The sequence below is a fragment of the Scrofimicrobium canadense genome, from assembly GCF_009696615.1.
In the GTDB taxonomy this organism is placed as follows: domain Bacteria; phylum Actinomycetota; class Actinomycetes; order Actinomycetales; family Actinomycetaceae; genus Scrofimicrobium; species Scrofimicrobium canadense.
The window spans coordinates 1-1,386 of the sequence record NZ_VULO01000041.1 but is presented as its reverse complement, the minus strand read 5'-3'; the positions used below and the strand labels follow the sequence as shown (position 1 = coordinate 1,386).

The 1,386-nt window shown below is 61.0% G+C and carries 1 protein-coding gene; it reads left to right on the top strand.

What is annotated here, in order from left to right; all coding sequences use genetic code 11:
* Window positions 1–1,223 (top strand): group II intron reverse transcriptase/maturase (ltrA, locus tag FYJ24_RS12410; RefSeq protein WP_154546732.1); only part of this gene is annotated, 1,223 nt, incomplete at its 5' end.
* Window positions 1,224–1,386: the final 163 nt, after the last annotated feature.

Sequence of the window (1,386 nt, the reverse complement as noted above, 5' to 3'; positions counted from 1 at the left end):
TCACGTCACTGGCGCATCATATCGACGCCCAGTGGCTGAGGACGGCCTACCTGATGACGCGCCGTGACGGCGCCGTCGGGATCGACGGCCAGACGGCGGACGACTTCGCGCGCGACTTCGAGGCTAACGTCCAGCGTCTGCTGGAAGCGGCCAAGAGCGGTCGCTACCGGGCGCCGCCGGTGCGGCGCGTCAATATTCCCAAGGGAGACGGGCGCTCCACACGGCCGATTGGCATTCCTACCTTCGAAGACAAGGTCCTGCAACGTGCCGTGGTGGCCCTGCTGGAGCCGCTCTATGAGCATGATTTTCACGAGTGCTCGTATGGTTTCCGGCCGGGGCGCTCGGCGCATCAGGCCATCGGAACGGTGAGGAATGGCCTGATGTCGATGGGCGGAGGCTGGGTCATTGATCTGGACATCAAAGCCTTCTTCGACACGATCGACCACCAGCACCTGCGTGCGTTTCTGCAGCAACGAGTGAAGGACGGCGTGATCCTCCGCCTGATCGGCAAGTGGCTCAAGGCCGGGGTATTGGACGCCGGGCAATGGCAGAAGGGCGAGATAGGCAGCCCACAAGGGGGTGTGATTTCCCCCTTGCTGGCGAATGTCTACCTCCACTACGTGCTGGATGAGTGGTTTGAGCAAGACGTCAAACCACGCCTGCGCGGACGGGCATTCTCGGTGCGCTTCGCCGATGATGCCGTGCTCGCCTTCAGCAACGAAGCTGATGCCCGCAAGGTGCTGGAGGTACTGGCCAAGCGCTTTGCGCGCTTCGGCCTTACCCTGCACCCGACCAAGACTCGGCTGGTACGGTTTCGGCCACATCGCGAGCTACGGGCCGAGACCTTCGACTTCCTGGGCTTTACCTATTACTGGGGGAAGTCCCTGCGTGGACGCTGGATCATCAAGCAGAAAACGGCCAAGGACCGGTTCAAGCGAGGCCTGAAGCGAATTTCGCTGTGGTGCCGAGCCAACCGCCACCTGCCCCTGCGTGATCAGCACCGCCAACTCTGTCGAAAGGTTATGGGGCACTATGCGTACTACGGGATAACCCACAACATCGAGTCTCTGCAACGCTTCCAATACAGGGTTCAGACAACCTGGATCAAGTGGCTCAGGAGGCGATCGCAGAGAGGATGGTTCCCGTGGGAGAAGGCAAGGCAACTGTTGCTGACACTCCCGTTACCGCGAGCGAGAATCGTGCACCGAGCGTCCTTCGTGTGAACCTGACGGTTGAGGAGCCGAGTGCGTCAATCGCGCACGCTCGGATCTGTGGGGGGCCGGAACGAGCAATCGTCCGGTCTACCCGACCTATAACTCCAGGGCGACTCTTTCAGGTTGCTAACGATGTTTTGGTGACGCCATTAACTATGGGTTGGTTTGCCCC